The organism is Streptomyces sp. NBC_01306, assembly GCF_026340465.1.
Classification (GTDB): Bacteria; Actinomycetota; Actinomycetes; order Streptomycetales; family Streptomycetaceae; genus Streptomyces.
Map to the genome: position 1 here is coordinate 2,774,264 of NZ_JAPEPC010000001.1, position 25,163 is coordinate 2,799,426.

A 25,163-nucleotide genomic window follows, 5' to 3' on the forward strand; every position below is an offset into this window, starting at 1 on the left:
TTCCGACGACCGCTCGGTGCCTTGATGGACTTCAGGCACAGGCGAGTTGACGCAGCTGCGCGAGATTCTCGACGCAGAAGGTGCGGTAGCCGGTGGACACCACACCAGCTTCACGGAGCCTTCGCAGCGCCTTCTGCACGGTTGGCTCCGCCGCACCGGCGAGAGTGGCCAGTTCGGGCTGGGTGATCGGCCAGCGGATGATGGCGCCCGCGCCGGTGCGCTCTCCGTAGGTCATGGTGATCTGGTAGAGCACCCGGGCCAGCCGGGTCGGGGCGTCGCAGCCGGTGAAGTCGATACGGTGGCCCGTCGCGACCCGCAGTTTGGCGACGATCGACTCGTTGACCGCCTGGGCGATCCGCCGGTCGTGCCGCATACAGTCGAGGAAGTCGGCGCGGGTCACGACGCGGGCGATGACCGGCCCGCACGTCGTCACCGTCGCGGACCGTGGCTGCCCGTCGACGGCGGCGAACTCGCCGACGAGGTCGCCACCCATACGGACGGCCAGGAGAGCATCCCGGTGGTCGTTAGTGCGTCCGGTCGCCTTGACCACCCCGTCGAGCAGGATCAGCATGAACGTGCTCTCCTCCGCTTCACGGATCAGCACCCGGCCGCCCGGGTAGCGCACGAGGGCCCCCAGCGCGAGCAGCCGGTCGCGCGCCGCCCGCGGGAGCCCCCCGAGCACGCTCGCCGATGGCCACGCCCATGACTCGCGCGGTCTCCGCCCGGCCCGCCGCTCCGCAGAATTCACCACGGCATCAGTGTGCACCCGGGTGGGGCGCCGGACATGGCTCCCAACAGCCCCCGTGCGTCGACGACTTCATCGAACGTGGGCGGATTCCGTACTGGGACGGGATCTCCGGCACACGCCTGGTGCACAGTGGGCGGGCGAGGCTGGACCGGTGGCGGGACCCGGAGGAACGCATGGACGCAGTACTGGAGTACCGGCCCCTGATGGCTGTGGACATCGAACGTTCAGGGGGCCGGGGCGACGTGGCCCTGCTGCGCATCCGCGAGGTGCTTCTGAACACGCTTCAGGAGGCGCTGAAAGAGAGCGGAATCGACTGGCAGGACTGCCGGATCAACGACCTCGGGGACGGCCTCCGGATCGTCGCCCCGGCGTGGGCGCCGAAGTCCAGGTTGATCCACCCGCTCTTCCACGAGCTGGTGGTCCGGCTGCACGCGCACAACCGGACGGCCGCAGGGCCGACCCGGATCCGCCTCCGGGTGGCGTTGCACGCCGGTGACGTGTGGCTCGGACGGGCCGGGGTCGCCGGGGGGCCGCTGGAGGTGCTCGCCCGGCTGCTCGACGCCCGCCCGGCCCGGGAGGCGTTGGCCGGGGCACCCCTCACGGTGCCCGCGTCGCTCCTTGTCTCCCAGCACTTCTACGACGAAACGGTGCGGCACGGCTACCCGGGCATCGATCCCGAGTCCTTCCGGCGGGTTGACGTCACAGAGAAGGAGTACTCGGCGAACGCCTGGCTGCACCTCCCCGGGGCAGCCGCTCCGACGGGGGGAGCGGCTGCCCCGGACCAGGCCGTCGAACCGCACCGGCGGGACCGCCCGGCGGGCCAGTCAAAGATGATCAACAAGGCTTCGGGACACGGCGTCGTCTACGCCACGCAGAACGGCAACCAGAACATCAACGGACGCCCGCCCGAATGAGGAAGGGAAGTTACGTGGAGGACGAACTGGCCACACTCGCGGCAGCCGGAGCGACCACCCTGGTCACCGCGATGACCACGGACCTGTGGCAGACCGTGCGCGACGGCGTGGCCGACCTGTTCCACCGGTCCGGCCGGCGGCGCCGGGAGATCGCGACCCGGCTCGACAGCCACGCCGCGCTCGTCGAGGGGGCTGCGGCCCCCGACGTCGCGCGGCAGGCACTCCTGGGTTCCTGGGAAATGGAACTCGAAGCCCTGCTCCGCAGAGAGCCGTCCTGCCGTGAGCCGCTCGCGCGCCTGGTGGAGGCGGTACGGCGCACGATGCCGGACAACCACCGGGAGGCCGCCCACGCACACCTGGAACAGACCAACACCGCCCATGGATCCGGCACGGTCTTCGCTGTCCAGGGCGGCGACCAGCCGGTGCACTGGCCGGGACGGGGTGACACGACTGCACCCCAGTGAGCGGCACGGTCCGGCCGGTGTCGTGAGCCGCTCGCTTGTCGCGCCCCCACTTGGTCCCTACCGTTGGGTAACCGCAAGCTGAGGAGAGTGCGAGACCATGGATCGTGCGTACGACATCGTTCTCGTCGGTGCGACCGGCTTCGTCGGCGCCCTGACCGCCGACTACCTGGCCCGCAACGCCCCCGAGGGCTGCCGATGGGCACTCGCCGGACGCAATGCCGAGGCCCTGCGCGCGCTGCGGAGCCGGCTCGCGGAGACCGTGCCCGCGGCGGCCGGGGTTCCCCTGCTCCACGTCGATGTGCACGACCCCGCCACCGTGAGGGAACTCGCTCACTCCACCCGGGTTCTCGCCACGACGGTCGGCCCGTACGTCCAGCACGGCATGGGCACCGTCGCCGCCTGCGCCGACGCCGGGACGGACTACGTCGATCTCACTGGCGAGCCGGAGTTCGTCGACCTCGCCTACGTCCGGCACCACGCCCGCGCCCTGGAGACCGGAGCCCGGCTGGTGCACGCCTGCGGCTTCGACTCCGTCCCGCACGACCTCGGTGTCCAGTTCACCGTGGAGCAGTTGCCGCAGGGCGTGCCGCTGCGGGTCGACGGTTACGTGCGCACCAGCGCCGCCCCCTCCGGCGGCACTCTCGCCTCCACCCTGACCGCGCTCTCCCGGGGCCCGCAGATGGTCCGCGCGGCGCGTGACCGCCGTAACGTCGAACCCCGGCCGAGGGCCCGCCGGATCTCCACCCGGGCCGGGGCGAGGTTCGCTCCGGAGGTCGGGGCCTGGGCTCTCCCGCTGCCCACCATCGACCCGCAGGTGGTGTCGCGCTCGGCGGCCGCCCTCGACTCCTACGGCCCGGACTTCCGTTACCGCCATTACGCGGCGGTCCGGCGGCTGCCGGTCGCTCTCGGCGCGGTCGCAGGGGTGGCCGGGGTGGCGGCTGCCGCGCAGCTCCCCGCCGCCCGGCGCTGGATCTCCGGCCGGCTCGCTCCGGGCGACGGCCCGTCCGATGAGCGCCGGGCCCGCAGCTGGTTCAGCGTCCGGTTCGTCGGCGAGGGCGGAGGCCGACGCGTCTGCACCGAGGTGTCGGGCGGGGACCCGGGCTACGACGAGACCGCGAAGATCCTCGGCGAGTCCGCGCTCAGCCTCGCTTTTGACGAACTCCCCGCCCTGGCGGGCCAGCTCACCCCCGCTGTCGCCATGGGCCCGGCGCTGCGGGCACGGCTGCTGCGCGCCGGGCTGCGCTTCAGGGTGGCCACTCGGCGAGGGGTATGAGCCGGGCCGGGGAGCAGCACTCCGTTCAATGAGTGGGGGCGAACGGCGGGATGACGCGTTCGGTGCCACTGACGAGCGTGAACCAGACGGACTTGGACTCCGGTACGGGCTCCCCGTTGGCCCGGGTCCCCCAGCGGGCCGCGAGGGCTTCCACGAGGACGAGGCCGCGGCCGTGTTCGGCGCAGGGAATGTGTTCCCCGTGCGCGCGCCAGGGCAGCGACGCCGGGTCGTCGTCGGTCACGTACACCGTCACCCGCTTCGGGTTGACTCTGACATCCACCCTGACGAGTGGCGAGCGGGTGTGGCAGTACGCGTTGGTGACGACCTCGCTCACGCAGAGACGCCCGTCCTCCACGAGACCCGGGTGCCCGGTGGCCCGCAGCAGCGTGCCGAGGAAGTCCCGCACGATCCCGGGCGCGGTCGGGCTGTTGGGCGCGATCAGCCGGTAGCGGGCGCCGCGCTGCGGGAGGGGCGGGCGGGGTGCTCGACGGGCGGTGGCAGGGGTCATCTCATGGTCTCCCTTACGTGATCCGGTCTCGGCCGCAGCGCGTATCGCCGTCCATAACCCGTGGCATCGGCCACCCTTCATGCCGTCAACTGGCATGTGGATGGCTGCACTTCGGACTGTAGGCAGACAGCACCGTACGGTGAGGACAATAGGGGTCACACAAGCCCCGGAGCAACCTTGTCCCTAGAGTTCACACGACCGAGTGGACCAGCTGCGCCATGACGCGCCAAACTGGACGCAGACAGGGGAAGGTGACATGCCGCCAAGGGACAATCCGACCGGGCGCCAGGCGCGCCTGGGCGGTGAACTGCGGAAGCTGCGCGAACGTGCGGGCAAGACCGCCCGGGAAGCCGCCGGGCTCATCTCGACCGACCAAGCCAAGATCAGCCACATAGAAGCGGGCCGCACCGGCATCGGCGAGGACCGCATCCGCCGCCTGGCCAGCTTCTACGCCTGTGACGACGACGCGCTCATCGATGCGCTGTGCGCCATCTCGCGGGAGCACCGGGGCCAGTTCTGGTGGGACGAGTACCGGGGCATACTCGCGCCCGGATTCCTGAACATCGCCGAGATGGAGCACCACTCCCGTTACCTGCACTGCCTCCAGTCGGTGACACTGCCCGGATTGCTCCAGACACAGGAGTACGCCCAGGCACTGTTCGACGCGGTTCTCCCCAAGCTGCCCGAGGACGACGTGGCAGCCAGACTCGAACACCGGATGCGAAGGCAGTCGGTACTCGACAGGGAACAGCCACCAGAATTCGACGTCATGGTGCACGAAGCAGCTCTGCGCATGCGTGTTGGCGGGCGCAAGATCGCCCGCCAACAACTGGAACACCTCATGGAGGCGACAGACCGGCCGAACGTAACCGTGCAGGTGATCCCGTTCGCCATCGACCGGTTCGTCGATATCACCCAGACAGTGCTGTACGCAGGCGGAGTGGTGCCTCAGCTGGACACTGTGCACATCGATACCCCCATCCGCGGGCTCTATTTGGACGCCGCAGCGGATGTGCACAGGTACCGGCTGCAACTCGATGTCGCGAAGCAGGCCTCACTGGACCCCGTGGAGTCGCGCAGCTTCATTCACCACATCGCACGGGACATGTGAGAATCCGCAGCATGGACGCAGCAATTGAGTGGCAGAAGTCATCCTTCTCCAACGGCCAGGAACAGTGTGTCGAGATCGCGGAGCGCGCCGGCGAGATCCTGATGCGCGAGAGCGACGACCCGGGCGCGGTCGCCGCCACCAGCCGGGAGAAGTTCGCGGCATTCATCCAGGGCGTCAAGGCAGGCGAGTTCGACCACTTCGCCCAGTAGCCCGTCCCGCCGCCGCTGAAGGCCCCTCGCCCCTGCGGGCAGGGGCCTTCACGCGCACCCGGAGGCATGAATGCCCCGGAGCATACTTGCGCAGCCATTCCCGGTAACGCTACCGTCACCGTACGTCGCCACCACGGCCGCAGCAGTAACCGAGCCGCGCCCTGGAACGCGTAACCACCCCTGCCTGCACTCCAGTTGAGGCAGCCACGCCAGGCTTTCCCCAGACGCTGCGATCGGACGGTCGGCCATGCGTACGTCACCCCACACCGCTCCCCACACCCTCACCGAGGCCCGGGTCGAGCACGGTTTCCGGTTAGAGGTGCTGCGGTACGGGCCCGCGACCGGATTCCGGCCCGAGCCCATCGATCTGAGGATCGTCCCCACCCCGCGCGAGGCCATCCGCGTGATCCGTACTCAGCTCCGCGCCAGCCATGTGCTCGGCCTGCCACCGCGCGAGACCGCCCGCGCCCTGCGCTGGTCCGAACACGGCGGCTGGCTGCCCGCGCTCGCCGCGCTGCACCGCGCCGAGCCCTGCGGATTCATGCTGCTGCTCCGCAAGGGGCGCCACATCGAGTGGACCGTACGCCCCCTGCGCTACCTCGTACTCACCCCGTCGCCCGGATCCGCACCCGCCGCGCCCCGGCCGTGATCAGGGCGAGCCCCATCAGCGCACCGCTCACCCAGACCGGTGCCCGGTAGCCGAATCCGGCGTCCAGGGCCAGGCCGCCCGCCCAAGGGCCCAGCGTGGCGCCCAGGTTGAAGGCGGTCGTGGAGAACGCCCCCGCGAGGCTCGGGGCTTCGGGGGCCTCGTCGAGGACACGCGCGATCAGCGCCGTGCCCGTACCGAAGGCGAACATCCCCTGCACCAGGATCAGGGCGAGGGCCGCGGGCGGGCTGCCCGCCGTCAGGGCCAGGGCGCTCCAGCCCAGGGCGAGGGCGACCATGCCGGAGGCGATGAGGGCCGTGGGGCGGCGATCGGCGAACCGTCCCGCGACGGTGACGCCGATGAACGAGCCCACACCGAAGAGCGCGAGGGCGGCCGGCACCCATCCGGCGCTCAGACCGGTCTCCCGGGTGAGGAGCGGTTCCAGATAGGAGAACGTGCAGAAGGTCGCCCCCTGGACCAGCGCCATCGTCAGCAGGGTGAGCCGGAGGCGGGAGCGGCTCAGGACACCCAGTTCGGTGCGTACGGGTACAGGTACAGGTACAGGTGCGGTTTCCGCGTCGGGCCGCCCCGCCGGGACATTCCGTACGAGCGCCAGGACCGCCGGTACGCAGACCAGGGCGACCGCCCAGAACGCCGACCGCCACCCCCACCGCTCCCCCAGCACCGCACCGGCCGGTACCCCGACCACGCAGGCAACCGTGACCCCGCCGACCACCACGGCCGCCGCCCGCGCCTTCAACTGCGCCGGCACCAGAGAGACCGCCGTCGTCAACGCCACCGCCCAGAAGCCCGCGTTGGCGACGGCGCCGGCGAAACGGGTCGCGAGGAGCACTCCGTAACTCGGGGTGAGCGCCCCGATGACGTGCACCGCGACGAACACCGCGAGGAACAGCAACAGCGCGCGGCGCCGGGGCCAGGTGCGGGCGAAGAGCGCCATGAGGGGCGCGCCGACCACCATCCCGACGGCGAAGGCCGAGGTCAGCAGACCCGCTGCGGCGAGGGAGACGTTCAGGTCAGTGGCGATGCCCGAGATGAGCCCGGACAGCATGAACTCCGATGTGCCCTGAGCGAAGACCGCGAGCCCGAGGACGTAGACAGCAAATGGCATGGGAGGCGCACCCCTTGGGACGGAACAGTCGACGAAGCCGTCATGGACAGACAGACCGGTGTGCGGGGATGCGGGCCGCGCCCGTCGTACGCGCGGGGAATCCGGCATACGTGACGCCGTGACGCGGAAGAATGCCCGGCTGAGAGCAGCGGGGCATGACTCGGGGAGCAGCGATTCAGCGCTCGGCCGAGGAGGAAGCGGCCCGTACCCGCGGTGATCCGGCGGCGACGGAGCCGTGCGAAGAAGTACCCATGACCCTGCGGGTCAACCAGCCTCAGTCAGCAGGAACTCGGCCACCGGCGCACCGGTGGCCTCGGTCTGTCGGACTCGGGGGAGGACATGGAGGGGACGGTATCCGGCCGGGTGGTCGCGATGCCAGTGATTAAAGGTGTCATCGCCGTTGGATCCGGCCCTTTGGGTCCGGCCCACGTTGCGGCGACATCCAGGCGGCCCGTTTCCACGTCGAACGCCGCGCCGCCTGAATCGCAAGGGGGTCACACGTGCTGCGGGGCTTCGTCCTTCAGCATGCCGCGGACCTGCTCGCGCAGCTCACTGCTGTCCGTGTGTCCGTGGACCGAAGCGGCGTGCTCGGACGCCGCGCGTACGACTTCTTCCTCCTCACCGCTGATGGTCAGCGTGCAACCGGATTCGCTGGGCATGTCCCGGCAGTCGGCGACCTTACGCATGGCAAACCTCCAGTCAGCCCCGCCCCCGTACCGCCGGCCTGCGGGCACCGAAGCCATAGGCCATGGGGCAGACACTGGGGCTACATGGGCCATATACCACAAATATAGGTATTACTTACCAAGAACACCAGCTTGCGGTCGTTCTCCCAGGTCGCTGCGCCGGACCCCGCCGGACAGCTGCCGCCATGGAACGGGACCGGACTGTCCCACTTCCTCCGCCTTCCTGTCACAGCGAGTCGACTCGCATGTCACAGCGGTGTCTTGATGGAACTCCGCTCGGAACAACCAGCCCAGCTGTCGGAATCCTATGAACAACAACGCCCGCTCAACCGGAGCGAGCGTGAAGACACCGCTTCCCTGGAGTACCGATGCGCGTCAAGAAGATCTCCGCTCTCGCCCTCGTCGTCGCCGCTGCCGGCCTCTCGCTGACCGCGTGCGGCAGCAGCGACGGATCGAACGCTTCCGCCGCCAACAACAGCAGCAGCACGTCCACCGCCGCGAGCGGCTCGACCGGCAGCAAGGGCTCGACCTCGGGCTCCTCGGCGTCCGGTTCCTCGTCGTCCAGCTCCTCCAACGGCTCCGGCACGAACGGCAAGGTCGCCACCAAGAGCGAGTCCGCGGGGTCGGGCGCTCGCTGCGACGCCGACCACCTCGCCCTCAGCGCCGCCTCCGCGGGGGTCAAGAACCAGCTGGTCATCAACATGAAGAACACCGGCTCCAGCACGTGCAGCATGCACGGCTTCCCGGGCGTCCAGCTCATCGGCCCCGACGGCCTGGGCGACACCGGCCCCGACGCCGCCCGCACCGACGCCTCGGGCTCCACCATGACCATCGCGCCCGGCGAGGAGACCCGCTTCCTGCTCCACTACATCCCGGACACCAGCGGCAACGGCAAGACCTACACCCGGCTCGCTGTCACCCCGCCCAACGAGCGGGTCTCGGAGATCGTGAACCTCAACAAGCTGGCCATCACCGTCTCCCCCTCCACCGGCAACGCCCCCGACGTCTACGTCGACCCGATCGGCTACCACACCGGCTCCGGCAAGTGAGCCCAGCAGCACCGAGTTCACCCCGGAACGGCCGTCACACGGGCGGCCAGTTCCGCAGGGCCGCGTCGGCCACCCGCTGGAGGTCGTCGCGGCTGGTGCCACCGGCGGCCTGGACGGCGATGCCGTTGGCCACGGCCATGAGGTAGCGGGCGAGCACTCCGGGATCAGCGTCCGGGGGCAGGTCGCCTTCGTCGACGGCTTGCCGGAACCGGTCCCGGAAGCGGGAAGTACCGCCGTTGCGCCAGTCGTTGAGAGCGGTGCGGGCGGCGTGCCCGGAGGCGCCGGAGGCGAGGGAGCCCTGAACGCCCAGGCATCCGGCGGGGCAGTCGGGGCGGGTGGTGGCCCGGACGGTGCCGTTGAGGAAAGCGGCGGCCACCTGCCGGGCGGTCGGCTCCTCAAGTGCCCGGGTGCCGTGCGCCGCAGGACCTTCGGCATAGCGCTCCAGCGCCCTGCGGAACAGCTCGTCCTTGTTGCCGAAGGCCGCGTACATGCTGGTGCGGGTGATGCCCATGGCGCTGGTCAGGTCGGTCAGGCTGGCGCCTTCGTAGCCCTGTTCCCAGAAGACCCGCATGGCGCGTTCGAGGGCCTCCTCCGCGTCGAAACCTCGCGGTCGGCCGATCGGTGCCTTCTGGTGGATCTCCATGCCCTCAACCGTACCGCTTCCGCACCGATCGGTACGGAAGTGCTACGGTCTCTTTCAGTACCGATCGGTACTGAACTGCGTGGAGGTCAGTCATGGTCGTTCGTACGGGACAGCTCGAAGGCAAGACAGCGGTCGTCACCGGAGGCAGCACCGGCATCGGTCTGGCCACCGCCGTACGGCTGGCCGCCGAGGGCGCACACGTCTTCATCACCGGCCGGCGCAAGACCGAGCTGGACGCGGCCGTCGAGACGATCGGCCGGGCAGGGGCCACCGCAGTGGCGGGCGACGTCTCGAACCTCGCCGACCTGGACCGGCTGTACGAGACGGTCCGCGCCCGGGGCCAGGGCCTGGACGTGCTGTTCGCGAACGCGGCGATCGGCTCATTCGCGACGCTGGAACAGACCACGGAGGAGCACTTCGACCAGACCTTCGGCGTCAACGTGCGAGGCATGCTCTTCACCGTGCAGAAGGCGCTGCCCCTGCTCAACGACGGCGCCTCGGTGATCCTGAACGCCTCCACCGCCGCCGATCGCGGCGCGGAGGCATTCGGTACGTATGCGGCGTCCAAGGCCGCGGTCCGGACCTACGCGCGGACCTGGGCCAACGAACTCACGGGCCGGGGCATCCGGGTCAACGCGATCTCGCCGGGCCCGACCGACACCCCCGGAATCACGGGCCTCGTCGGCGACGAGAACACTGCCGACGCCAAGGCGAACCTCATCGCGGGCGTGGCGATGGGGCGGATGGGACGCCCGGAGGAAGTCGCCGCGGCCGTGGCGTTCCTCGCCTCCGAGCAGAGCAGTTTCGTCCTCGGCGCGAATCTGTACGTCGACGGCGGTGAGAACCAGATCTGACCCGAGCGTCGCCGAGCGTGCGTAACAAGACGCGCACCGGCCCACTCCCCCGCTCCCCCTGCTCTCCCCGATCCAGCCCTGCGTACAACGTGCTGTTGTGACCTCGGACGCGTCGGTTGTTTGACCGCAGGTGTACCGCTCGATTTGATCTCGGGGGTCAACGCCAGGTAGTCCGGGCGGGAAATCGGGCGAGACATCCGCCGGGAAATCCCGCAGGGCGTCCGGCGGGACCGGGCCGGAGAGCAGAGTGAGCGGGAGGTGCGCTGAGCGTGGTGTCCAGGCGGTCGCTGGGGCGGCAGTTCGGGTGGCTCTGGGCGGCGTACGGGGTCAGCACGCTCGGTACGTTTCTCGCGTTCGACTCGTTCTCGCTGATCGCGATCCTCGCGCTGCACGCCGGGACGGCCGAGGTGTCACTGCTGTCCGCCGCCGGTCTTGCGGTCGGTGCGGTGGTGGCCGTGCCGCTCGGCCCGTGGGTGGAGTTCCGCCGCAAGCGGCCGGTGATGGTCGCGATGGACCTGATCCGGTTCGCCGCGCTGATGACCATCCCCGCCGCCTACGCGCTCGGCGGGCTCAGCTTCGCCCAGCTGCTGGTCGTGTCGGTGGTCGTCGGCGCGGCCGACATCACCTTCACCGCGGCGAGCGGGGCCTGCCTCAAAGCGCTCGTACGGCCGGAGGACCTGCTGATCGCGAACGGCCGGTTCGAGTCCACGGCCTGGACCGCTACCATGCTCGGACCGCCGCTCGGCGGGGCCGCGATCGGGATGTTCGGCCCGGTGCTGACCGTACTCGCCAACGCGGTCAGCTATCTGCTGTCGGCCGTGGGGATCCGCGCGATCGGCGGCGAGGAGCCACGCCCCGAGCGGGCCGCCGCACCGAGGCTGCGCGCCGGTGACCTGCTCGACGGGTGGCGGTACATCCTCAAGCACCCGACGCTGCGCCCGCTGTTCTTCAACTCGATCCTGAACAACGCCCTGATCATGGCGGCTCTGCCGCTGCTGGCCGTGCTCATGCTCAGCCACCTCGGGTTCGCCCCCTGGCAGTACTGCATCGCCTTCGCGGCGCCCTGCGTCGGCGGTCTGATCGGCTCACGGGTGGCCCGCCGCCTCGTCACGCGATTCGGCCAGCACAAGGTGCTGCTCGCCGCCGGGACACTGCGGGCGTGCTGGTCGATCGGGCTGGCCTTCATCGGGCCCGGCGTTGCCGGGCTGGTACTCGTGATGGCCGTCGAGCTGGGGCTGATCACCTGCTCGGGCGTGTACAACCCCGTCCTCGCCACCTGCCGGCTCGCCCAGACCGCACCGGACCGGGTCGCCCGTACCCTGTCCGCGTGGTCGGTCACCAGCAAGGCCACCATCGCGGCCGTGACGGCCCTGTGGGGCCTGCTGGCCGCGGCGACCGGGGTCCGTACCGCGATCGCGATCGCCGGTCTGCTCCTCCTGGCGACCCCGCTGCTGCTGCCACGCCGCGACCCCTCAGCACGGCCCGGACCGGAAACGGAGCCGGAGGCGGGGCCAGGAGCTGAACCGGCCCAGCCCCAGCTGTCGTAATCGGACAAGAGCTGGGCAAGGATGTTCGTTTTGATTGACTCCCCGATCTGACATGAGCATGGTTTCTGCGTACTCCTCGGTCCCCCACCTCTGAGAGGACGCACCCCGTGAGACGTATGAAATCCACGGCAGCCGCGCTCGGCGCCACCGCTGTTCTGCTTCTGGCCTGCGGTGTCGGCAGTGCCACCGCCACCGCGGCACCCGCCCACGGCCGCGCTGCCGCCGCCCGGCAACAGGCCGCCGACGTCTGCGCGTCCGCCGGCGCCGACTCCGGCCGTACGGTCCGCGGGGCACTCTCCCGCGACGAGGTCCACCATCAGCTCGCCGGCCTGACCGGTCCCCAGCGTGCGGCCCGCGGCTACCCCAACTCCGCGAACAAAGCCGACACCTCAGGGATAGCCGACAAGGGTCCGCTGGGCGGCGGCGGCCCCGGCCGCGGGCTGCTGACGGACATACACCCGGCCCAGGGCACCTCCTTCAAGGAGATCAGCGGCAGCGACGGCTCCTGCGCCACCCAGTCGGTGTCCACACAGCTGACCGTCCAGGACGGCTCCACGACGATCTACACCCCCACGATGTACCCGGCGGGCGGCTCATGCATCGAGCTGGTCACCGTCTACACGGTGTCCGGCCGCTCGGTCTCGGCCTGGGACTGGTGCGACAGCGTCGCCTTCGAGGCGTCGGTGCCCATCGACAGCGCTTTCCTGAGCACCTACACGGACGGCACCTCCAGCGCGTACACGGGCCGTGTCGTCAAGACCGACGCAGCCAGCAACTCCTGGACCGCGGGGCTCTACAACTACCGGACGGGTTCCTGGGACACCCTCTTCACCCAGTCGGGCCAGAACCAGTCGGGCCGCAACACGGGCTGGGACATCAACGAGCTGTACTCCCAGGTCGGCACCTCGGGCCGGTCCGCCGCCTGCGATGCCATGGCGGGCCAGACCTTCGAGTCCAGCAACATCACGGTCCGGATCAACGGCAGTTGGACCCCGGCGTCGCCGGACAACTCCGACACCACCTATGACTCGCCGGCCGGTTCCTTCTACTGCCCCGACCGCACCTACCAGATGGTCAGCGCGTACGACCACTGGAAGGCCGTGGGCTGAGGCCGTGGGCTGACGGACCGCCGTCGCACGTGAACCGTCCCGGCGCCCTGACGCGCCGGGACGGTTGGACGCCGGGACGCCGGGACGCCGGAGCTCCAGGGGAGCAGGAGCCCAGCCCCCGTCAGGAGTTGGGTGCCACCTTCGACAGCCCGTTGATGATCCGGTCCATCGCGTCCCCGCCGGTCGGGTCGGTCAGGTTCGCCAGCATCTTCAGCGTGAACTTCATCAGCACCGGGTGGGTCAGGCCGCGCTCGGTGATGAGCTTCATCACCTTCGGGTTGCCGATCAGCTTCACGAACGCGCGGCCCAGCGTGTAATAGCCGCCGTACGTCTCCTTGAGGATCTTCGGGTAGTTGTGCAGCACCATCTCGCGCTGGGTGGGCGTCGCCCGCGCGGTGGCCTGGACGATCACGTCGGCCGCGATCTGGCCGGACTCCATGGCGTACGCGATGCCCTCGCCGTTGAACGGGTTGACCATGCCGCCCGCGTCACCGACGAGCAGCAGGCCCTTGGTGTAGTGCGGCTGGCGGTTGAAGGCCATCGGCAGGGCGGCCCCGCGGATCGGCATCGTCATGTTGTCGGGGACGTAACCCCAGTCCTCCGGCATCGACGCGCACCACGACTTCAGCACCTCGCGCCAGTCCAGCTCCTTGTAGGCGGCCGAGGAGTCGAGGATGCCGAGGCCGACGTTGGAGGTGCCGTCGCCCATACCGAAGATCCAGCCGTACCCGGGCAGCAGCCGGTCCTGCGCGCCGCGGCGGTCCCACAGCTCCAGCCAGGACTCCAGGTAGTCGTCGTCGTGACGCGGCGAGGTGAAGTACGTACGGACCGCGATCCCCATCGGCCGGTCGCTGCGCCGGTGCAGGCCCATGCCGATGGAGAGGCGGGTGGAGTTGCCGTCGGCGGCGACGACCAGCGGGGCGTGGAAGGTGACCGGGGTCTTCTCCTCGCCCATCTTGGCGTTGACGCCGGTGATGCGGCCGGTGCGCGGGTCGGTGATCGGGGCGCCGACGTTGCAGCGCTCGTACAGCCGGGCGCCCGCCTTCTGTGCCTGGCGGGCCAGTTGCTCGTCGAAGTCGTCGCGCTTGCGGACCAGACCGTAGTCCGGGTACGAGGCGAGATCCGGCCAGTCCAGCTGGAGGCGCACGCCGCCGCCGATGATCCGCAGGCCCTTGTTCCGCAGCCAGCCCGCTTCCTCGGAGATGTCGATCCCCATGGAGACCAGCTGCTTGGTGGCGCGCGGGGTCAGTCCGTCGCCGCAGACCTTCTCGCGCGGGAAGGCGGTCTTCTCCAGAAGCAGGACGTCGAGTCCGGCCTTGGCCAGGTAGTACGCGGTCGTGGAGCCGGCAGGGCCTGCCCCGACGACGATCACATCTGCGGTGTGCTCGGAGAGGGGCTCGGTCACGGCGGGAACTCCGGAAGACTCGATTTCATGTGCCACGCGGCACTGGACAGGTGCAGTCTATGGGGACCTCCTGATCGATCAGCTGAAGGGTTGGAACGAAGTGAACAAGCCTGCGCCGGTCGTCCGGCTGCGCGTCCCCACCGAGGAGGACGCCTTCGCCTGGCACCGGGTGTTCGACCATCCGGACGTCATGGAGTTCCACGGGGGTGCATCGAAGGAGTTGTCGGAGTACGAGGAGTTGACCGCGCGGCAGCGCAGACACGACGCCGAGCGGGGCTTCTGCCTCTGGACGGTGCTCGACGGGGACGGCGAGGTGATGGGTTTCACCGGCGCGCAGCCCTGGCCGCAGGAGAACTTCGGGCCGGTCGGCCAGATCGAGATCGGCTGGCGGCTCGGGCGGAAGTACTGGGGCCACGGGTATGTGACGGCCGCCGCCCGCACGACCCTGGAGCGCGTACGGGCGGCCGGTGTCGATGAGGTGTTCGCGATGGTCGACGCCGAGAACGAGCGGTCGGTCGCGGTGACGCGGCGGCTCGGGATGGAGCTGCACGAGACCTTCATGACACCGGTGTCGAAGCGGAAGGGCCACTGCTTCCGGCTGGACCTGCGGGAGGGGACCGGCTGAGGGCGATGGGGACGGGTGGGGGCGCGACTCCGCCCCCACCCGTCCTCTCCCCCTGGTTCAGTCCACCTGGTTCAGTCCGTCCGCTTGAAGCCGCGGTGCAGGGCCACGATGCCGCCGGTCAGATTCCGCCAGGCCACGTCCGCCCAGCCGGCCTGCTGGAGACGGGCGGCGAGTGCGGGCTGGTCGGGCCAGGCGCGGATCGACTCGGCGAGATAGACGTACGCGTCCGGGTTGGACGAGACGGCGGTCGCCACCGGGGGCAGCGCCCGCATCAGGTATTCGGTGTAGACGGTGCGGAACGGGGCCCAGGTGGGCTGCGAGAACTCGCAGATCACGACCCGGCCGCCGGGCTTGGTGACCCGGTACAGCTCCCGCAGCGCGGCGTCCGTCTCCTGGACGTTGCGCAGCCCGAAGGAGATCGTCACGGCGTCGAAGACCCCGTCGCGGAACGGCAGTTTCGTCGCGTCGCCCGCCGTCAGCGGGAGGTGCGGATGCCGCTGCTTGCCGACCTGGAGCATGCCGATCGAGAAATCGCAGGGCACGACGTACGCACCGGTCTGCGCGAACGGCAGCGAGGACGTAGCGGTCCCGGCGGCCAGGTCGAGGATCTTCTGCGCGGGGCGGGCACCGACGGCCTTGGCCACCTCCTTGCGCCACAGCCGCGCCTGCCCGAGGGACAGCACGTCATTGGTGAGGTCGTAGTTCGCCGCCACGTCGTCGAACATCGAGGCGACTTCGTGCGGCTGCTTGTCCAGGGATGCTCGGGTCACCCGTCCATTGTGTCGTGCGGCCCACCGGAGCCCGCCCACAGGGTCGCGGCCCGCGTGGCCCGGGGGAGGGTGTGGGGCGCCCTTCCTTGACTCGCCGGTTGTCGGCGTCACCGCGCCCGGTGCACCATCCGCCCGGCGATGCACGTCACCAGGCAGTTCCCGTCGTCGCCGTACACCGCGAAGTCGGCCCGCCCGGAGACGGCGAGGGTACGCGGCGCGGAGAGCGCCGAAAGCACGGGGAGGCCCGACCGTTCGACAGCCGTACGGACGGCCGCCCGTGCGAACGGGCCGGCGAGCGACGTCGTTCCCGCCGCGAGGAGCCGTTGCAGCCCGCGCCGGGCGCTCGCGCCCCAGCGGACCTCGGTCATCCCGAGCGCGGCCAGCGCCTCGCCGGTCAGCGGGTCGGAGCCGAGGTCCTCGCGGGGGTCGGGCCAGTAGGCCGCTTCGAGGAGCGCGGGCGCGTCCGGTTCGTGGCGGCCGGGGGTCAGCACCCCGTCCCAGCTGCGCAGCCGGGCCCGTTCGCCGTACGCCGCGTCCAGCTCGTCGTACGGTCCGAGCGCCGCGATGCGGTCGCCGTCGATGACGACCGCGTCCGCACCGGCCCGGTGAAGGGTCAGCAACGCGGCCTCAGTTGGCGTCGAGGAGCTTCAGCTCGGGGTGGGCCGTGCCGCCCTCGATCGCCGTGGACGAGATGTGCGAGACGACGCGGTCGTCGACCGGGTCGTTCGCCGGGTCGTCGTGCACGACGAGGTGCTCGTACGTCGTCGCGCGCTGCGCGGGAACGCGGCCGGCCTTGCGGATGAGGTCGATGATCTCCATCCGGTTCGACCGGTGCCTGGCACCGGCCGACGAGACCACGTTCTCCTCCAGCATGATCGAGCCGAGGTCGTCGGCGCCGTAGTGCAGCGACAGCTGGCCGACCTCCTTGCCGGTCGTCAGCCAGGAGCCCTGGATGTGGGCGACGTTGTCGAGGAAGAGCCGGGCGATGGCGATCATGCGCAGGTACTCGAAGAGGGTGGCCTGCGTCCGGCCCTTCAGGTGGTTGTTCTCGGGCTGGTAGGTGTACGGGATGAAGGCGCGGAAGCCGCCGGTCCGGTCCTGTACGTCGCGGATCATCCGCAGGTGCTCGATGCGCTCGGCGTTGGTCTCGCCGGTGCCCATGAGCATGGTCGACGTGGACTCGACACCGAGGCCGTGCGCCGTCTCCATGATCTCCAGCCAGCGCTCGCCGGACTCCTTGAGCGGTGCGATGGCCGTGCGCGGCCGCGCGGGCAGCAGCTCGGCGCCCGCACCTGCGAAGGAGTCGAGCCCGGCGGCGTGGATCCGCGAGACGGCCTCTTCGACCGACACCTTGGAGATCCGCGCCATGTGCTCGACCTCGGAGGCCCCGAGGGAGTGGATGACCAGCTCCGGATACGCCTTCTTGATGGCCGAGAAGTGCTCCTCGTAGTACTCCACACCGAAGTCCGGGTGGTGCCCGCCCTGGAACATGATCTGCGTACCACCGAGCTCGACGGTCTCTGCGCAGCGGCGCAGGATGTCGTCGAGGTCGCGGGTCCAGCCCTTCTCGGTGTCCTTCGGGGCCGCGTAGAAGGCGCAGAACTTGCACGCCGTGACGCACAGGTTCGTGTAGTTGATGTTGCGCTCGATGATGTACGTGGCGATGTGCTCGGTCCCGGCATACCGCCGCCGGCGCACGGCATCGGCGGCCGCACCCAGCGCGTGCAGCGGGGCGTCGCGGTACAGCACGACCGCTTCCTCGGGAGTGATGCGCCCGCCTGCGGCGGCACGGTCGAGGACGGCTGCGACATTTACAGACGTAAGGTCGGCGTTCTCGGTCACCGGGCGGGTCCTTCCCAAGGGGCTACTGACGACCGATCCAGCCTACGCCAGGGGCTGACACGAAAGATTGCGCCCCCTTTGTCTGGTTTCCATGGAGGGGTCGTGGGGGCGACGTCGGCAAAATCAAGCCCGTCCTGGGGGCACCTCCCAGCGGTAGCTGGGGGAGAGTGAGGACCGGGGTCCGGGGCGGAGCCCCGAAAAGGCCCGCACCCCCACACCCCGCATCGCCACCGCCACCGCCACCGCGTACGGTCACCCCGCCGCCGCAACTCCCCCACGCCACCCCGGAAGCAGCTCATCCAGCAACGCCTCCGTACGCGGCGGCACCCCCCGGTCCCCGCCCCGTACGGTCAGATCCGCCGCAAGCTCCCGCAGCCGCGCCTCGTCGCCGGTCGCGTGGGTCGCGCGCAGCATCTCGTTCCACAGCCGCTCGTCCGCCGAGGATCCGGACACGGCGGCCCGCAGCGCGGCGATCGCCTTCTCCGGATGCTCCTGCTCCAGGTGGTGCGCCGACAGGGCCAGCGCGACATCGGCCACCAGCAGCGGCAGCTGCGTGTCGATGATCTCGTGGGTCAGCCAGGTGTAGCGGCCCTCCGTACGGTCAGCGAGCAGCGGCCCCCGTACCAGCCCGAGCGCATCGGTGAGCAGCCGCTCCCGCACCGAGGCGCGCCGCGCGCCCCGGCCCTCGGTCGCCTCGTGGTGGAGCGAACGGAGCACGTCCAGGTCGGACACCACGGACGGGGCCAGCGTGAGCCGCCCGGTGCTGTCCGTACGGAGCCGGGCCGAGCCGTCCTCGTCGGTGCCGAGCCACAGCCGCAGCCGCTCGATGAGCGCGTCGCACACCTCCGGGGTGACTCCGCGCGGCCACATGGCCGAGGCGAGGACCCGCGGGTGGACGCCCTCACGGTGCAGCAGGAGCAGCGCGAGCGCTTCGTGCAGCAGGGCGCTGCGTTCGCTGTCCGGGGTGTCGAGGCCGATGATCTCGTACGGTCCGACCAGTCGCGCGTACACCGCGGGGCGGCCCTGCTCGGTGATGTCGACCAGGAACGGGCGGGCCGGTTCGGGCCCGTCACCCTCCGGGGCGGCGTCGGCGAAGAGCCGTACGACCGCTTCGTGCTGCGCCTGCGGCAGCAGCTGCGCGTCGAGTTCGAGGCCGAGCAGCGGCGCGAGCAACCTGCCCTCTCCCGTGATCTCCAAGTCCCAGGTGGCACCCGGCAGTTGCCCGGCCGAACCGGCCCCGATCAGACAGCCGATGCCCAGCCGTCCCGAGTCGGCGGTGAGTTCGGCGAGCGCGGTGGCCTCGTCGGCGGTCGGTTCGTCCGCGACGAGCACCAGGTGCGGGGCCCAGCGGGTCTGCTGGGCCGGGCCGGTCCGCCCGGTGAGGACCGAGTCGTGGCCGGCCGCACCGAGCGCGCTGCGGCGCTGCCCGATCTCCGCGCCGAGCGTCTCGATGAGTTCGTCGACGGAGCCGAGGTGGCGCAGCCGTGTCGGGGCCAGCGGGCTGAGCTCCGCGCCGAATCCCACGACCGTGACGGTCATCCGGTCCGACCAGCCGTTGGTGGCCAGTTCGGCGGCGACGGACGAGAGGACGGCTGCCCGGTCGGGGTCGGCCCCGGTGAGGGCGACGAGACCGGGCACGGCCTCCAGGTTCAGCAGCAGCCGCGCGTCGTCGCGGGTGCCGAGGCTCACGAGCCCCGGGTACGGGGCGGCCGAACTCTCCGGGTCGATCCCCTCGTACGTCGCGACGGCCGACCGCTCAAGCCGCCAGAACGTCTGGTCCTGGCCCAGCTCCCAGGGCGCCGGCGGCGTCCCCGACGGCTGGGCGAGCTGGAGGTGCAGATCGTCGTCGGTGAGCCAGGCCGCGTACACGACGGGCAGCGGGCGGCTCTCCCCGCCGAGCGAGGAGGAGAGGCCGCGGAGGGCCAGGTCCAGGAAGCGGACGGCGTCGGGGTCGGCCCCGACCAGCAGCGCGTCGTGCACATCGGCCTCGTCGCCGGTGGGGACCGGCGGCTCCATACCGCGCCGGCCGGCCACCGCGGTCATCGCCGACTGCCACAGCGCCATCCGGCGGCGGCGGCCCAGCGCGCCGAGGATTCCGGCGGCGAGCAGCGGGGCGCCGATGAGAGCAGCGGAGAGGCCGAGTCCGGAGTCGGAGCTCTGCGAGGGCGCCTCGGCGACCGCACCCGATCCGGCGCCGGAGCCCGTGGTGGGCGCGTTCGGGAGGCGCTGTTCCGGTACGGAGATCTGCGCCGTCGGGTTGTCACCGCGGCTGCCACCCTGGTGCTGCGCGGGCTGCTCCTGGTGGTTCCCGGACTTGGCGTAGTCGTCGATCTGGTGACGTACCTGCTCGGAGACGCTCGGCGCCTGGTCGGGCATCTGCACGACCTCGCCGCCGTGGGCGTCGGCCGGCATCTCCATGATCCAGCCGGGCCGGATCAGACTCGCCTCGGAGAGCTTCGTGCCGTCCGGCTGCATCCGGTCCTTGTTGAGCTGGTAGATCTCCTTGTACCTGCGGCCGTCGCCCAGGTGGCGCTGGGCTATCTCCCACAGCGAGTCGTGGTGGCGGCCCTCGGGCGGGCTGATCCGGTAGAACTTCGTCGCACCCTCGGTGCCGGTCTTCGCGTTCGCCTGCTCGGCGTGTGCCTGCGCGTCGGCCTGCGAGGCCACGGCGGCCTGCGCCTGCTGCGCGACGCCGACCCCGGGGGCCTGCTGCGCGGCGGCGACCGTCGGCTTGTGCGTCGACTCCAGGGACTGCCCGAACTGCGCGATCCCGGGTGCGAAGCTCGCGGCGGTGGCGCTGACCAGGAGCAGCGCGGCGATCAGCTGCCGGGCCAGCATCTGGCTGGGCCCCGCGCCGGGAATGTGCGAGGGCATCCCGACGCCGGAGACCGCGGCCTTGACTTCCACGAGGACGCACGCGGCGAACTGCGCCCAGGCCAGCCAGACGACGCAGATCAGGATGTTCACGAACGTGTCGACGGTGATCTGCTGCTGCACCATGTCGAAGGACGGCATGCCGTGCGGCAGCGGCCAGCCCTGCGTGGACAGGGCCAGCGGCACGGCGAGCAGCAGCCCCGCGAGCGCGAGAAACGCGAAGAACGCCTTGGCGAAGTCACCCGCGGTCCGTTGCCGGGGCAGAGGCTGAGGCGTCCGGTTGGTCGGGCCCGTCGAGCCGGGAGTATTGCGCGCCATGGCGGGTGTCCTGTGTGGAGGGAGCGGGTTCGGGATCGTCGGGGTCGCTGGTCGTCAGTCGTCGGAAGTCGTCGGAGCCGGTCGGAAGCCGAGGGGGGTGGACCGAGCCTACCGAGATGGTACGGACGGTTTCGAAAGACAGACAGGGCCCGGGGGACACAACGTGCCCGAAATAGCACCCCTGTTGACACTTGCCCTGATTAGTCGCTGGCGGGCCGGAGAACTGGAGGCCCAGCCGTAACCGGTACGGTCGCTGGACCGGCGGAGTGACTCAGCGGAGTGGCTCAACTGCAAGCCCCTGAAAGTCCGTTGCTCCGGGTGCGCCCCAGCCTCCATGCTGTGCCGACCGCCGCCGATCCGATCGGCGGACCCATGATCCGTCATCCCATTGATCCGTCATCCCATGGTCCGGAGCATCCGGAGAAGGAGCGTTGATGCCCCAGGCCGTCGAGGAGTACGTCGTGTCCGGCCCCGAGAGCGGCCCGTACGCGATCACCACGGGCCCGGACGGCGCTCTGTGGTTCACCATGGTGCACAGCGGCAGGATCGGCCGCCTGATTCCCGGGCAGAAGCCGACCAGCCATCAGCTCGACGCCGACAGCGGGCCGACGGTCATCACGGCCGGCCCGGACGGCGCACTGTGGTTCACCGAGTACCGGGCGCACCGGATCGGACGGATCACGACGGCAGGCCAGGTGACGGAGTTCGCCCTGCCGACCGCGGAGTGCGGGCCGTTCGGTATCGCGGCGGGCCCGGACGGCGCGCTGTGGTTCACCGAGACCGCCGCCGACCGCGTCGGGCGCCTCACCACCGAGGGGAAGGTCACGGAGTACGCACTGCCGAGGGCCGGAGCGTTCCCCTCCGCGATCGCCGCCGGACAGGACGCGATGTGGTTCACGATGAACCAGGCCAACGCCATCGGCCGCATCGGCATGGACGGCACTGTCACGGTGCACGACCTGCCCACCGAGGCTGCCGCACCGGTGGGGATCGCGGTAGGGCGGGACGGAAACGTCTGGTTCACCGAGATCGCCGCCGGCCAGATCGGCCGGATGGCACCCGACGGCCGGATCACCGAGTACCCGCTCCCCGACCGTTCCGCCCGGCCCCATGCCGTCACCACGGACACCGGTGACAGGCCCTGGTTCACGGAGTGGGGCGCCAACCGCGTCGGCTCGATCGCATCCGACGGCACCGTCTCCGTCCATGCCCTGCCCACCCCGGCATCCGAACCGCACGGCATCGCCGTGGGCCCGGACGGCGCCCTGTGGACGGCTCTGGAGACGGGTGCACTGGCGCGCGTAGCCCCGACACAGGCACCGGCACCGGCCGGCAACACCACCAGCACCAGCACCAGCACCAGCACCAGCAACCAGAGGAACGGCTCATGAAATACGCACTCGTGGTCTTCGAGACGGATGCATCACGCGCACAGATCCAGGCCGATCGCGACGCCTACCGGAAGGCATACGAGACCTGGATCGGCGAGACCGCAGCGGCGGGCAAGCTGGTGGGCGGCGACGCGCTGGAAACCGAGCACCAGGGCCCCGTCACCGTACGCAAAGCGGCGAACGGGTCCCCGACCGTGACCGAGGGGCCCGTGCACGCGGGCGAGGAGACCCTCGGCGGCTGGTTCGTACTGGAGGTGGCCGACCATGCCGAAGCGGTCGAACTGGCCCGCGGCTTCCCCACCCCGGAGGCACTCGAAATCCGCCCGCTCCTCGAATCCGCCTGAGCGGCACCAACCCCTGAACGGCAGCAGCCGATGGGGCAGTTGAGACGACGCGTCCGATGATGGGTGGATGACTTCCTACTATCACGTGTGCTTCGTCGTCCCGGACATCGAGCGAGCCATGGCTGACTTCCGGCGGTCGGCCGGAGTCGAGTGGAGTGATCCCGCTTCCGAACGAATGGGTGAGTGGGACTACCTGATCGCCTTCACGACGGGCGGGCCGCCGTTCATCGAGCTGATCGAGGGCCCCGAGGGCAGTCCGTGGGACGCGTCGGCGGGAGCCCGGTTCGATCACCTCGGGTTCTGGACGAGCGACATCCAGCAAGGCTCGTCGCGCCTCGAACGGGAAGGACTGCCCGTGGAATTCTCCGGCTGCCCGCACGGCCGGCCGTTCGCCTATCACCGTATGGACAGCGTCGGCGCGCGTATCGAACTCGTCGACGCCGGCCGGCAGGACACTTTCCTCAGCCGGTGGCACCCCGACGGCGCCCCGATGCCCGCCATCGACGAATCGCAGAGGAGCTGACAGAAGACCTCCCCGGCATCAGGGGCGCCGCCGACGCGCGGCGCCGCGCGGCGCTGTCGTCGCCCCGCCTCTCAGCTCCCGGTGGCCTGAAGAAGATCCATGTCATCGGCGGTGAGGTGCAGCGCCCCGGCGGCCACGTTCTCCTCCAGGTGGACGGGGTTGCCGGTCCCCGGGATAGCCAGGACGTGCCGGCCCTGTTGCAGCGTCCACGCCAGGCGGACCTGGGCCGGGGACACCCCGTGGGCCTCGGCGATGTCGCGTACGTGCGCGCTTTCGCCGCCGTTGGCCCTGGCGCCCTCGTCCCGGCCCTCTCCGGCGATCGCGTAGAACGGCACAAACGCGATGCCCTGCTCCCCGCAGGACCGCAGCAGTTCGCTGTTCCTCCGGACGTCGAGGCTGAAATGGTTCTGCACGCACACCACGGGCGCGATGGCCTGCGCCTCCGCCAAGTGCTTCGCCCTGACGCTGGATACGCCGAGGTGCCGGATCAGCCCCGCATCACGGAGGTCGGCGAGAGCGCCGAAGTCCTCGGAGATCGAGTCCTGGGACATGCGGCGCAGGTTCACCACGTCGAGGTGGTCGCGGCCCAGCTGGCGCAGGTTCTCCTCCACCTGGCCGCGCAGCTGGTCGGGGGTGGCCGTGTACCACTCGCCCGAGGGGTCGCGGCCGGGTCCGACCTTGGTGACGATGACCAGGTCCTCCGGGTACGGGGACAGGGCGGTGTTGATCAGCTCGTTGGCCGAGCGCAGGCGTGAGAAGTAGAACGACCCGGTGTCGATGTGGTTGACACCGAGCTCGACGGCGCTGCGGAGGACCTTGACCGCTACGTCGCGGTCACCGGGTTCACCGAGGTCGAACGCGCCACTGCCGGTGAGGCGCATCGCTCCGAGGCCGATCCGGTTCACGCTCAGGTCGCCCAGCATCCAGGTCCCGGCCTCGGATGCATGGGCGCTCGTCGTGGTGTTGTGCACGCCCTCGTTCACAGTGCTGTTCACGGCGTTGTTGTTCGCGGCGTTGTTGTTCACGGCGTTGTTGTTCACGGCGTTGTTAACGGAGTTGTTCACGGTCCTGCTCCTGCTTCCCTGAGTCGCGCATCGGCCCCGCAACGCACACGGGCTTCGTCAACCGGCCACCTGTGCAGCCCACTTCGCACGCCAGGCCAGCGCGTCGCGTACACCTTCCACCGTGCTCTTCCGGGCGCTCCAGCCCAGGAGTTCACCCGCACGGTCGCCGGCGGTGTAGCAGCCGATCACATCACCGGGACGCGGTCCGGCCTCACGGACGTCAAGGGTCTCTCCCACCGCCTCCTCGAAGGCCGTGACGAGTTCCCGCACGGTGGTGCCCTGACCGGTGCCGACATTGATGACCTCGTACCGGTCATCGGCACCGGGTTTCAGGACCTCGTCGAAGCGCGTGAGGGCGGCAACATGCGCAAGGGCAAGGTCCCAGACATGGATGTAGTCGCGGATACCGCTGCCGTCGCGGGTGTCCCAGTCCACTCCGGTGATCGTGAACGGAGTTCCCTCGGTGTGCGCCTCGATGAGCTTTCCCAGCGCGTGGGACGGATTCAGGTCCTGCAACCCCGTACGCATCTGGGGGTCGGCCCCGATCGGGTTGAAGTACCGCAACGCGATGACGCGGACGGGGGCCGCCACAGTCCAGTCCTGGAGAACCTGCTCCATCATCTGCTTGGTACGGGCGTAAGGACTCGATGCGGCCACCGGGCAGGTCTCGTCCGCACGGGCGTCGGCGGTGGGCGCGTAGATGGAGGCTGAACTGCTGAAGACGACGCGCTCGCAGCCGTTGCGCTGGAGGGATTCCAGAAGGTCGACGGTCTTGGCGACGTTCTCCCGGTAGTAGTGCAGCGGCCGGTCGACGGACTCGGGAACGACGATCTTGGCAGCACAGTGCAGGGTCACGTCGATGTCGGGATGCTCGGCGAACACCTTGTCCAGCAGGGCCTGGTCGGCGATATCACCCTGGTAGAAGACGCGGTCGCGGACGAACTCGCGCCGCCCCTTGGAGAGATCATCGAGGATGACCGGGGTGATCCCCTGATCGATGAGAGCGGAAGCGACAGTACTGCCGATGAATCCGGCACCGCCGGTGATCAGAATCTTGGTCATACGCACGATTCTCCCCCCAGGCTCGTTCCTCCCCCGGCCTCACTTCTCCCCCGAG

Annotated in this window: 26 protein-coding genes; 14 read left to right on the forward strand and 12 right to left on the reverse strand. The window is 70.3% G+C overall.

What is annotated here, in order from left to right:
- Positions 1-31: 31 nt before the first annotated feature.
- Positions 32-751: a Crp/Fnr family transcriptional regulator gene (locus OG385_RS12000; RefSeq protein ID WP_266854406.1), complete on the reverse strand. Its 720-nt coding sequence runs from the start codon at positions 749-751 to the stop codon at positions 32-34.
- 170 nt (positions 752-921) lie between these two features.
- On the opposite strand from OG385_RS12000, the gene OG385_RS12005 reads away from it, so the two are divergent.
- From OG385_RS12005 to OG385_RS12015, 3 genes are all read left to right on the forward strand, one after another.
- On the forward strand, positions 922-1,662 hold the full coding sequence (locus tag OG385_RS12005; RefSeq protein WP_266854408.1) for a hypothetical protein: 741 nt from the start codon (positions 922-924) through the stop codon (positions 1,660-1,662).
- Positions 1,659-2,126 (forward strand): hypothetical protein, encoded by a 468-nt coding sequence (locus OG385_RS12010; RefSeq protein WP_266854409.1) that lies wholly within the window; start codon positions 1,659-1,661, stop codon positions 2,124-2,126. The genes OG385_RS12005 and OG385_RS12010 overlap by 4 nt, the downstream gene beginning before the upstream one ends.
- Before the next feature lie 97 nt (positions 2,127-2,223).
- Positions 2,224-3,399 (forward strand): trans-acting enoyl reductase family protein, encoded by a 1,176-nt coding sequence (locus OG385_RS12015; RefSeq protein WP_266854411.1) that lies wholly within the window; start codon positions 2,224-2,226, stop codon positions 3,397-3,399.
- A 25-nt stretch (positions 3,400-3,424) separates the two neighbouring features.
- Here the strand turns inward: OG385_RS12015 and OG385_RS12020 are convergent, their stop codons facing one another.
- Positions 3,425-3,907 carry an ATP-binding protein gene (locus OG385_RS12020; protein ID WP_266854412.1) on the reverse strand — a complete coding sequence of 161 codons (483 nt, stop codon included), beginning with the start codon at positions 3,905-3,907 and terminating at the stop codon, positions 3,425-3,427.
- A 202-nt stretch (positions 3,908-4,109) separates the two neighbouring features.
- On the opposite strand from OG385_RS12020, the gene OG385_RS12025 reads away from it, so the two are divergent.
- The 3 genes from OG385_RS12025 (at position 4,110) to OG385_RS12035 (ending at position 5,876) form a co-directional block, all read left to right on the forward strand.
- The gene (locus OG385_RS12025) at positions 4,110-5,018 is read left to right on the forward strand and encodes a helix-turn-helix transcriptional regulator (protein ID WP_323183751.1); all 909 of its coding nucleotides are present in this window, start codon (positions 4,110-4,112) and stop codon (positions 5,016-5,018) included.
- 11 nt (positions 5,019-5,029) lie between these two features.
- Entirely contained in the window at positions 5,030-5,227 is a 198-nt protein-coding gene (locus OG385_RS12030) for a DUF397 domain-containing protein (RefSeq protein WP_266854414.1), read from the forward strand.
- Positions 5,228-5,474: 247 nt separating this feature from the next.
- Positions 5,475-5,876, forward strand: coding sequence for a hypothetical protein (locus OG385_RS12035; RefSeq protein WP_266854416.1), 402 nt, complete (start codon positions 5,475-5,477; stop codon positions 5,874-5,876).
- On the opposite strand, the gene OG385_RS12040 is transcribed toward OG385_RS12035, so the two are convergent.
- Both OG385_RS12040 and OG385_RS12045 read right to left on the reverse strand, forming a co-directional pair.
- Positions 5,833-7,002 (reverse strand): Cmx/CmrA family chloramphenicol efflux MFS transporter, encoded by a 1,170-nt coding sequence (locus OG385_RS12040; protein ID WP_266854417.1) that lies wholly within the window; start codon positions 7,000-7,002, stop codon positions 5,833-5,835. The genes OG385_RS12035 and OG385_RS12040 overlap by 44 nt on opposite strands.
- 494 nt (positions 7,003-7,496) lie before the next feature.
- Positions 7,497-7,688 carry a DUF1059 domain-containing protein gene (locus tag OG385_RS12045; RefSeq protein WP_266854418.1) on the reverse strand — a complete coding sequence of 64 codons (192 nt, stop codon included), beginning with the start codon at positions 7,686-7,688 and terminating at the stop codon, positions 7,497-7,499.
- 368 nt (positions 7,689-8,056) lie between these two features.
- Here OG385_RS12045 and OG385_RS12050 point away from each other — a divergent pair, with 368 nt between their 5' ends.
- Complete coding sequence (locus OG385_RS12050; RefSeq protein ID WP_266854419.1) at positions 8,057-8,737, forward strand: DUF4232 domain-containing protein; 681 nt, start codon at positions 8,057-8,059, stop codon at positions 8,735-8,737.
- A 34-nt stretch (positions 8,738-8,771) separates the two neighbouring features.
- Here OG385_RS12050 and OG385_RS12055 read toward each other — a convergent pair whose 3' ends face one another.
- Positions 8,772-9,380: a TetR/AcrR family transcriptional regulator gene (locus OG385_RS12055; RefSeq protein WP_266854421.1), complete on the reverse strand. Its 609-nt coding sequence runs from the start codon at positions 9,378-9,380 to the stop codon at positions 8,772-8,774.
- A gap of 92 nt (positions 9,381-9,472) precedes the next feature.
- On the opposite strand from OG385_RS12055, the gene OG385_RS12060 reads away from it, so the two are divergent.
- The 3 genes from OG385_RS12060 to OG385_RS12070 all read left to right on the forward strand — a co-directional run bounded on the left by OG385_RS12060 (position 9,473) and on the right by OG385_RS12070 (position 12,890).
- Complete coding sequence (locus OG385_RS12060; RefSeq protein ID WP_266854422.1) at positions 9,473-10,234, forward strand: SDR family NAD(P)-dependent oxidoreductase; 762 nt, start codon at positions 9,473-9,475, stop codon at positions 10,232-10,234.
- A gap of 269 nt (positions 10,235-10,503) precedes the next feature.
- Positions 10,504-11,781, forward strand: coding sequence for an MFS transporter (locus OG385_RS12065; RefSeq protein ID WP_266854424.1), 1,278 nt, complete (start codon positions 10,504-10,506; stop codon positions 11,779-11,781).
- A 116-nt stretch (positions 11,782-11,897) separates the two neighbouring features.
- A complete protein-coding gene (locus OG385_RS12070; RefSeq protein WP_266854425.1) occupies positions 11,898-12,890 on the forward strand; it encodes a hypothetical protein in 993 nt (330 codons plus the stop codon).
- Positions 12,891-13,011: 121 nt separating this feature from the next.
- Here OG385_RS12070 and OG385_RS12075 read toward each other — a convergent pair whose 3' ends face one another.
- Complete coding sequence (locus OG385_RS12075) at positions 13,012-14,295, reverse strand: geranylgeranyl reductase family protein (RefSeq protein WP_266854427.1); 1,284 nt, start codon at positions 14,293-14,295, stop codon at positions 13,012-13,014.
- 100 nt (positions 14,296-14,395) lie between these two features.
- On the opposite strand from OG385_RS12075, the gene OG385_RS12080 reads away from it, so the two are divergent.
- Positions 14,396-14,920 (forward strand): GNAT family N-acetyltransferase, encoded by a 525-nt coding sequence (locus OG385_RS12080; RefSeq protein WP_266854429.1) that lies wholly within the window; start codon positions 14,396-14,398, stop codon positions 14,918-14,920.
- A gap of 71 nt (positions 14,921-14,991) precedes the next feature.
- Here the strand turns inward: OG385_RS12080 and OG385_RS12085 are convergent, their stop codons facing one another.
- The 4 genes from OG385_RS12085 to OG385_RS12100 all read right to left on the reverse strand — a co-directional run bounded on the left by OG385_RS12085 (position 14,992) and on the right by OG385_RS12100 (position 20,724).
- On the reverse strand, positions 14,992-15,690 hold the full coding sequence (locus OG385_RS12085) for a demethylmenaquinone methyltransferase (protein WP_266854430.1): 699 nt from the start codon (positions 15,688-15,690) through the stop codon (positions 14,992-14,994).
- Between the two features lie 107 nt (positions 15,691-15,797).
- Positions 15,798-16,310 carry a hypothetical protein gene (locus OG385_RS12090; RefSeq protein ID WP_266854432.1) on the reverse strand — a complete coding sequence of 171 codons (513 nt, stop codon included), beginning with the start codon at positions 16,308-16,310 and terminating at the stop codon, positions 15,798-15,800.
- 7 nt (positions 16,311-16,317) lie between these two features.
- On the reverse strand, positions 16,318-17,532 hold the full coding sequence (gene mqnC, locus OG385_RS12095) for a cyclic dehypoxanthinyl futalosine synthase (RefSeq protein ID WP_266854434.1): 1,215 nt from the start codon (positions 17,530-17,532) through the stop codon (positions 16,318-16,320).
- A 252-nt stretch (positions 17,533-17,784) separates the two neighbouring features.
- Positions 17,785-20,724 (reverse strand): BTAD domain-containing putative transcriptional regulator, encoded by a 2,940-nt coding sequence (locus OG385_RS12100; protein WP_266854436.1) that lies wholly within the window; start codon positions 20,722-20,724, stop codon positions 17,785-17,787.
- 434 nt (positions 20,725-21,158) lie between these two features.
- Here OG385_RS12100 and OG385_RS12105 point away from each other — a divergent pair, with 434 nt between their 5' ends.
- The 3 genes from OG385_RS12105 (at position 21,159) to OG385_RS12115 (ending at position 22,982) form a co-directional block, all read left to right on the forward strand.
- The gene (locus tag OG385_RS12105) at positions 21,159-22,115 is read left to right on the forward strand and encodes a virginiamycin B lyase (protein ID WP_266854437.1); all 957 of its coding nucleotides are present in this window, start codon (positions 21,159-21,161) and stop codon (positions 22,113-22,115) included.
- Complete coding sequence (locus tag OG385_RS12110) at positions 22,112-22,459, forward strand: YciI family protein (protein WP_266854438.1); 348 nt, start codon at positions 22,112-22,114, stop codon at positions 22,457-22,459. The genes OG385_RS12105 and OG385_RS12110 overlap by 4 nt, the downstream gene beginning before the upstream one ends.
- A gap of 67 nt (positions 22,460-22,526) precedes the next feature.
- Entirely contained in the window at positions 22,527-22,982 is a 456-nt protein-coding gene (locus tag OG385_RS12115; protein ID WP_266854439.1) for a VOC family protein, read from the forward strand.
- A gap of 71 nt (positions 22,983-23,053) precedes the next feature.
- Here OG385_RS12115 and OG385_RS12120 read toward each other — a convergent pair whose 3' ends face one another.
- Together OG385_RS12120 and galE are read right to left on the reverse strand one after the other, a co-directional pair.
- The gene (locus OG385_RS12120; RefSeq protein ID WP_266860790.1) at positions 23,054-23,905 is read right to left on the reverse strand and encodes an aldo/keto reductase; all 852 of its coding nucleotides are present in this window, start codon (positions 23,903-23,905) and stop codon (positions 23,054-23,056) included.
- A 198-nt stretch (positions 23,906-24,103) separates the two neighbouring features.
- Positions 24,104-25,108, reverse strand: coding sequence for a UDP-glucose 4-epimerase GalE (gene galE / locus OG385_RS12125; protein WP_266854440.1), 1,005 nt, complete (start codon positions 25,106-25,108; stop codon positions 24,104-24,106).
- Positions 25,109-25,163 lie beyond the last annotated feature (55 nt).

Excerpts from the sequence above, each read along its gene's own strand:
- OG385_RS12005 (WP_266854408.1), top strand. The coding sequence starts at position 922 with ATGGACGCAGTACTGGAGTACCGGCCCCTGATGGCTGTGGACATCGAA.
- OG385_RS12010 (WP_266854409.1), top strand. The coding sequence starts at position 1,659 with ATGAGGAAGGGAAGTTACGTGGAGGACGAACTGGCCACACTCGCGGCA.
- OG385_RS12015 (WP_266854411.1), top strand. The coding sequence starts at position 2,224 with ATGGATCGTGCGTACGACATCGTTCTCGTCGGTGCGACCGGCTTCGTC.
- OG385_RS12020 (WP_266854412.1), bottom strand. The coding sequence starts at position 3,907 with ATGACCCCTGCCACCGCCCGTCGAGCACCCCGCCCGCCCCTCCCGCAG.
- OG385_RS12030 (WP_266854414.1), top strand. The coding sequence starts at position 5,030 with ATGGACGCAGCAATTGAGTGGCAGAAGTCATCCTTCTCCAACGGCCAG.
- OG385_RS12035 (WP_266854416.1), top strand. The coding sequence starts at position 5,475 with ATGCGTACGTCACCCCACACCGCTCCCCACACCCTCACCGAGGCCCGG.
- OG385_RS12040 (WP_266854417.1), bottom strand. The coding sequence starts at position 7,002 with ATGCCATTTGCTGTCTACGTCCTCGGGCTCGCGGTCTTCGCTCAGGGC.
- OG385_RS12045 (WP_266854418.1), bottom strand. The coding sequence starts at position 7,688 with ATGCGTAAGGTCGCCGACTGCCGGGACATGCCCAGCGAATCCGGTTGC.
- OG385_RS12050 (WP_266854419.1), top strand. The coding sequence starts at position 8,057 with ATGCGCGTCAAGAAGATCTCCGCTCTCGCCCTCGTCGTCGCCGCTGCC.
- OG385_RS12055 (WP_266854421.1), bottom strand. The coding sequence starts at position 9,380 with ATGGAGATCCACCAGAAGGCACCGATCGGCCGACCGCGAGGTTTCGAC.
- OG385_RS12060 (WP_266854422.1), top strand. The coding sequence starts at position 9,473 with ATGGTCGTTCGTACGGGACAGCTCGAAGGCAAGACAGCGGTCGTCACC.
- OG385_RS12070 (WP_266854425.1), top strand. The coding sequence starts at position 11,898 with ATGAAATCCACGGCAGCCGCGCTCGGCGCCACCGCTGTTCTGCTTCTG.
- OG385_RS12100 (WP_266854436.1), bottom strand. The coding sequence starts at position 20,724 with ATGGCGCGCAATACTCCCGGCTCGACGGGCCCGACCAACCGGACGCCT.
- OG385_RS12105 (WP_266854437.1), top strand. The coding sequence starts at position 21,159 with ATGCCCCAGGCCGTCGAGGAGTACGTCGTGTCCGGCCCCGAGAGCGGC.
- OG385_RS12110 (WP_266854438.1), top strand. The coding sequence starts at position 22,112 with ATGAAATACGCACTCGTGGTCTTCGAGACGGATGCATCACGCGCACAG.
- OG385_RS12115 (WP_266854439.1), top strand. The coding sequence starts at position 22,527 with ATGACTTCCTACTATCACGTGTGCTTCGTCGTCCCGGACATCGAGCGA.
- OG385_RS12120 (WP_266860790.1), bottom strand. The coding sequence starts at position 23,905 with ATGCTGGGCGACCTGAGCGTGAACCGGATCGGCCTCGGAGCGATGCGC.
- galE (WP_266854440.1), bottom strand. The coding sequence starts at position 25,108 with ATGACCAAGATTCTGATCACCGGCGGTGCCGGATTCATCGGCAGTACT.